The following is a 6930-nucleotide window of genomic DNA, read 5'->3' as shown; positions in this document are numbered from 1 at the left end:
TTCCAACATTCCGTCCCGTCCAGCGCCCCGCCAGTGCATCTCTGCGCCGCCGGTGAGGGGGGTTCTACGGTTAGTACCGTGCACCCGCAACCCCCTTTTTGAAGTTTTTGTAACTTCGCCTGCATTTTTTTCGGAACCAATCCGCCAGATGTGCAGTTTGCCGAAAAACCCTGCAATAAGAACACCATATATAGTGGCTGACCACGACCCCAGACACATGACGCCCCGCGAACACCGCTGGCAGAGCGCAGTATGACACACAGATTCGTCGGAATCAGTCCCGGCATGAGTCGAATCCGAACCGGCGGCGCGCTTCGTCGGCCTTGTGTCGTATTTCAGCGGTCGCCAGCCCCGTGTCGCGATAATCTGCCTGCTAGCACCGGCCCGCTATCCGGCTTTCTCCATCCGCACGCTGCACCGTGCAAAGCGAGGTACCATGTTGACCCCCACCGAGACGCTGGACCGTCTGAACGCCCGCCGTCCAAACTATGCGCTCGAACGCGACCTCTATTGTGACGCCGGTGTCTATCACACCGATCTTGACCAGATCTTTTATCGCGAATGGCTGTTTGCCCTGCCCGCCCCACAATTGCCGAAACCCGGGGCTTTCGCCACATTGCAGATCGGCGCCTATCCGGTGGTGATCGTGCGCAGCAATGACGGGATGATCCGCGCTTTTCACAATGTCTGTCGGCATCGCGGCCAGCGGCTTTGCGCGACGACCACCGGATCGACCCCCAATCTGGTCTGTCCTTATCACCAATGGACCTATGGTCTGGATGGCAAGCTGCTCTATGCCCGCGATATGGGTGACGGGTTTGATCCGGCGCAACATGGCCTGAAAAAGGTCCATTGCATCGATCTGGGCGGGATGGTCTTTGTCTGTCTTGCCCAAGTGCCGCCACCGATCGCCGATCTGGCCAAGCAATTGACCACCTTCCTTGCGCCGTCGCGGCTGAAAGATGCCAAAGTCGCCCATAGTTCCACCATCGTGGAAAACGGCAACTGGAAACTGGTGATCGAGAATAACCGCGAATGTTATCATTGCTCCGGCGCGCATCCCGCACTCTGCCGGACGTTTTCGGACAATCCCAAGATCGGCGCGATGTCTGGCCCCGATCAGGCCAGCCCTGAAATCCTGGCCCATTGGGCGCGCTGTGAAGCGGCGGGCCTGCCATCGCGGTTCACCCATGCGCCCGACATGCAATGGCGGCTGGCGCGGGTGCCGCTGCTCAACAATGCCGAAAGCTATACGATGTCCACCAGGGCGGCGGTCGCCAGACGCATGGGCGCGATGCCATTCAACGATGTCGGCACCTTGCTGTTCTTCCACTATCCCAACACCTGGAATCATTTTCTGGGCGATCATGCGATCACGTTCCGCGTGCTGCCGATCTCTCCGACCGAAACCGAGGTGACGACGACCTGGCTGGTCCACAAGGACGCGGTTGAAGGCGAAGATTACGATCTGAAAACCCTGACAGAGGTCTGGCTGAACACCAATGACGAAGACCGTCAGGTCGTCGAGGAAAACCAGAAAGGTATTCTGTCCCCCGCCTATGAACCCGGCCCCTATTCCACCATCCACGAAGAAGGGGTGATTCAATTTGTCGATTGGTATGCCGGCCTGCTGACCAACAGGCTGACCCCGCAGCCTGCAGTGGCGGCCGAATAGATGCCTGTCGCAACACGGATCAGCAGCACCGCCGCCTGGCGTGATGATGAGTTACTCGAATGCGTCATGGTCATCCCGGAAACGGCGGATGTCGCCTCTTTCACGTTCCGCGCGCCCTCGGGGGCCTGGTTCGATTATCAGCCGGGGCAATTCCTGACGCTCGACCTGCCGGTGCCGGGGCAATCGGTGCAGCGCACCTATACGATATCGTCCAGCCCGTCGCGGCCCCTGTCGATCTCGGTCACGGTCAAGGCGCAAAAGGACAGCATCGGCACCCGCTGGATGCTCGATCATCTGCGCCCCGGTATGAAGATCAAGGCCTACGGTCCCGCCGGCATCTTCAGCTTTCACCGCGCACCTGCCGATAAATACCTCTTTATCTCCGCAGGCTCTGGCATCACCCCAATGATGTCGATGACCACCTGGGCCTGGGACAGCGGCGACATGCCCGATATCGTCTTCGTCCATGCCGCCCGCCGCCCGTCCGAGATTATCTTTCGCGAAAGGCTCGATCAATTCGCCAACCGGGTGCCGGGGCTGCAATTGCGCTATACCGTCGAGGAACCCGATCCATTCCGCGTCTGGCACGGCTATCACGGGCGGCTCAATCAGATCATGCTGGGCCTGATGGCCCCCGATTATCTGGAACGAGAGGTGTTCTGCTGCGGCCCGGAACCTTTCATGCAGGCGGTGCGCGATATGCTGAACGCGCTTGGCTATGACATGGACCGCTATCATCAGGAAAGCTTTCAGGCCCCGGTCGCAAAAGCCGCCGATGCGCCCGAGATCAACGACATCACCCCCGATGCCGATACTGGCGCACAGATTACCTTTGCCGCATCAGGCGTGGTGGCGAAATGCACCGAAACCGACACCGTGCTGGCCGTCGCCCGCGCCAACGGGCTGAACATCCCCTCAGGCTGCACCTTCGGCCTCTGCGGCACCTGCAAGATCAGGAAAACCGCGGGCGAGGTGCATATGGTCCATAACGGCGGGATATCAGACGAAGATATCGCCGAGGGCTATATCCTCGCCTGTTGCTCCAACCCGCTGGGGCGCGTCACCGTCGATATATAATGCAGGGCCGCTTTCGCGTTTCCAGAATGACTTGCCAAAGGCAGGATCTCCCGACGCTGCCCCGCAACTTCCGGACCTTGTGTTGCGCCGCGCGCGGGCCGTTCACATTTCGTTAACCCGCATCGGCTATTAATGTACAAACCGGCCATGACAGGCATCAACAATCTTCCCCGCGGGGAAGGTATCCGCGCTCTGCTGAAAATGCGCCCGCGCGGGTTTTTCAGCCCGCATCGGCTCTTCATGTCCAAACTGGCCATGCCAGGCATCACCGATCTTCCCCGCGGGGAAGATATCGGCAAGCCCCCGCACGACGCCCCATCTTCTTATTTCCCAAAATACTCATCTTACCCGGGTGCAACTGCGGGCAAGCGCTCACAACAGCAAACGCCCCGGGCTTGCCCCGGGGCCTCGCCCTATTCCGCCGCCAAAGCCGGTTTGGGCTGCGGCACATAGTTCAACACCGGACCCAGCCAGCGTTCGACCTCGGCCACCGGCATATCCTTGCGCGCGGCATAATCCAGCACCTGATCCTGTTCGACCTTGGCGACACCAAAGTAATAGGCCTCCGGATGCCCGATATAGAGACCCGAGACCGAAGAGCCCGGCCACATCGCCATGCTTTCGGTCAAAGTGACGCCAGTCGCGGCCTCCGCATCCAGCAGATGGAACAATGTCACCTTCTCGGTATGGTCCGGCTGGGCGGGATATCCCGGTGCCGGGCGGATGCCGCGATAGGGCTCGCCGATCAGTTCAACCGGATCAAGCGTTTCATCGGGCGCATAACCCCAAAGCTCCCGCCGCACCAATTCATGCATCCGCTCGGCAAAGGCTTCGGCAAAGCGATCCGCCAGCGCCTTCACCAGAATCGCATTGAAGTCATCGCCCGCTTTTTCAAAGCGTTCGGCGATGGCAATTTCCTCGACCCCGGCGGTCACGACAAACCCACCGACATAATCCGGCGTGCCCTCAGGTGCCACGAAATCAGACAAAGCCACATTGGGGCGACCGTCACGCTTGCTGACCTGCTGGCGCAAGGTGTGCAAGGTGGCCAGATCACCCACGCGCGAGTCATCGGTGAACAGGCGGATATCATCCCCCGCCGCATTGGCTGGCCAGAACCCGACCACCGCACGCGGGCAGAACCATTTTTCAGCGATGATCTGCGCCAACATCTCCTGCGCATCGGCAAACAGCGCGCGCGCCGCCTCGCCCTGTTTTTCATCCTGCAGGATCTTGGGGTATATCCCCTTCAATTCCCAGGTCCGGAAAAACGGCGTCCAGTCGATATAACGGGCCAGTTCCGCCAGATCCCAATCTTCATAAACCTTTGTGCCCAGAAATGACGGCGCAGGCACCTGATAATCCTGCCAGTCGATTTTCAGCGCATTGGCGCGCGCCACAGGCAGTGGCATGCGTTTCTTCGCCAGTTCTGACCGCGCATGATTATCCGCGACCTTTTCATATTCCGCGCGGATGCCATCGACATAGCCTGTCTTCTGCTCTGGCGAGAGCAAAGCAGACACGACACCCACCGCCCGGCTGGCATCGGTCACGTAAACCGCCTGCCCGCGCCCGTAATTGGGGTGGATTTTTACCGCCGTATGCACGCGGGATGTCGTCGCGCCGCCGATCAGCAGCGGAATATCCAGCCCAGCGCGTTCCATTTCTGCGGCGACATGGACCATTTCATCCAAGGACGGCGTGATCAGCCCGGACAGACCGATGATATCGACATTCTCTGCCTTCGCGACCTCCAGAATCTTCGCCACTGGCACCATCACGCCCAGATCGATAATATCGTAATTGTTGCAGGCCAGCACGACGCCCACGATATTCTTACCGATATCATGCACATCGCCTTTGACCGTGGCCATCAGCACCTTGCCCGCAGATTCGCGGCCCGTGCCACCCTTCAGGCGTTTCTCTTCTTCCATATAGGGCAACAGCACCGCGACCGCCTGTTTCATCACGCGGGCGGATTTCACGACCTGCGGCAGGAACATCTTGCCGGCGCCGAACAGATCGCCCACCACATTCATCCCCGCCATCAGCGGCCCTTCGATCACATGCAGCGGGCGGTCGGCCTGCAAACGCGCCTCTTCTGTATCGGCATCGATGAATTCGGTGATCCCATTGACCAAAGCATGTTCCAGCCGTTTTTCCACCGACCAGTCGCGCCATTTCAGATCGCGTTCCTTGGCCTCGCGCGCGCCGGTGGATTTGAACCGCTCGGCGATCACCAGCATATTCTCGGTCGCATCCGGTGTGCGGTTCAGCACCACATCTTCACACGCGTCGCGCAGATCAGGATCAATACTGTCATAAACCGCGAGCTGCCCCGCATTGACGATCCCCATATCCATGCCGACCTGAATCGCATGGTACAGGAACACCGCATGCATCGCCTCGCGCACAGGTTCATTGCCACGGAAACTGAACGACAGGTTCGACACACCGCCAGAGATATGGACATGCGGCAGATCGGCCTTGATCCGGCGGGTGGCATTGATGAAATCGACGCCATAATTGTCGTGTTCTTCGATCCCCGTCGCAATGGCGAACACATTGGGGTCGAAAATGATATCTTCCGGCGGGAACCCGACCTCTTCGGTCAGCAGCTTGTAGGCGCGTGTGCAGATCTCGACCTTGCGATCCTCGGTATCGGCCTGTCCGTCCTCGTCAAAGGCCATGACGACCACCGCCGCACCGTAAGCACGGCACAGCCGCGCCTGATGCAGAAACGCCTCTTCGCCTTCTTTCATGCTGATCGAATTGACGATGGATTTGCCCTGCACGCATTGCAGACCCGCCTCGATCACTTCCCATTTGGAACTGTCGATCATCACCGGCACGCGGGCGATATCAGGTTCCGCCGCAATCAGGTTCAGATATTCGATCATCGCCTGTTTGCTGTCGATCAAGCCTTCATCCATGTTCACGTCGATGATCTGCGCACCGTTTTCCACCTGATCACGCGCCACATCGACCGCCGCCGCATAATCGCGGTTGGTGATCAGTTTGCGGAACTTGGCAGAGCCGGTGACATTCGTCCGCTCGCCCACGTTCACGAAAGCGATGTCGCTGGTCAGCGTAAACGGCTCCAACCCCGACAGCCGCATCAGCGGCACATGGTCCGGCACGACGCGCGGTTTATACCCCGCCACCGCATCCGCAATCGCGCGGATATGCTCCGGCGTTGACCCGCAGCAGCCGCCGACGATATTCACCAGCCCAGATTTCGCGAATTCCGCGATCTGTTCGGCCATGAAAGCAGGGCTTTCATCATATTCACCGAATTCATTCGGCAGGCCCGCATTGGGATAGGCGCAGATCAGCGTATCGGCGGTGGCCGACAATTCCGCCAGATGCGCGCGCATCTCGGCAGCACCCAGCGCGCAATTCAACCCGATGGTCAGCGGGTCCGCATGGCGCACCGCATGCCAGAACGCGGTCGGCGTCTGGCCAGACAAGGTCCGCCCCGACCTATCCGTGATCGTGCCGGAAATCATCACCGGCAGGCGCAGGCCATTGGCGGCAAAAATCTCCTCACAGGCGAAAATCGCGGCCTTGGCGTTGAGCGTGTCAAAAATCGTCTCGATCAGGATCAGATCAGCGCCGCCATCGATCAGCCCGCGCAATTGTTCGGCATAGGCGGCGCGCAATTGCTCGAACGTGACAGCGCGGTAGCCGGGGTTGTTCACATCGGGCGACATCGACGCCGTCCGGTTGGTCGGCCCCAGCGCGCCTGCGACGAAACGTTCGCGCCCATCCTCTGCCGTGGCACGGTCCAGCGCCTGCCGCACCAGCCGCGCGCCGTGAAAGTTCAGGTCATAGACCAGATGTTCCAGCCCATAATCCGCCTGGGCAATCGTGGTCGATGAAAACGTATTCGTCTCAACAATATCCGCGCCCGCCTTGGCATAGGCATAGTGGATATCCTCGATCGCCTGCGGCTGGGTCAAAATCAGCAGATCATTGTTGCCTTGCTGCGGCAAAGGATCGTCGCTGAAAATCCGGGGATGGCAGCCGCAGCCTGCACCATGCGCGGTGAAATCACCCTCGTTAAACCCGAGCACCTGAATCTGCGTCCCCATCGCGCCATCCATGATCAGGATGCGGTCGGCAGCAGCGGCGGCAATACGGTCAAAGGCGGGGGATTTTGGCAAGATACTGGTCAT

General features: G+C 59.7%; 3 protein-coding genes. 2 read left to right on the top strand and 1 reads right to left on the bottom strand.

All coding sequences use genetic code 11. The annotated features are described in order from the left end of the window. Positions 1-436: 436 nt before the first annotated feature. Complete coding sequence (locus VOY09_RS17555; protein WP_322895834.1) at positions 437-1675, top strand: aromatic ring-hydroxylating dioxygenase subunit alpha; 1239 nt, start codon at positions 437-439, stop codon at positions 1673-1675. Next, the gene (locus VOY09_RS17550) at positions 1676-2752 is read left to right on the top strand and encodes a hybrid-cluster NAD(P)-dependent oxidoreductase (RefSeq protein WP_322895832.1); all 1077 of its coding nucleotides are present in this window, start codon (positions 1676-1678) and stop codon (positions 2750-2752) included. A 413-nt stretch (positions 2753-3165) separates the two neighbouring features. On the opposite strand, the gene metH is transcribed toward VOY09_RS17550, so the two are convergent. Beyond that, complete coding sequence (gene metH, locus VOY09_RS17545) at positions 3166-6930, bottom strand: methionine synthase (protein ID WP_322895830.1); 3765 nt, start codon at positions 6928-6930, stop codon at positions 3166-3168.

It is taken from the genome of Yoonia sp. 67-2 (assembly GCF_035117555.1).
GTDB lineage: Bacteria > Pseudomonadota > Alphaproteobacteria > Rhodobacterales > Rhodobacteraceae > Yoonia.
Note: the sequence above shows the minus strand (reverse complement) of the source record. Positions and strands in the feature narration are given on the sequence as shown.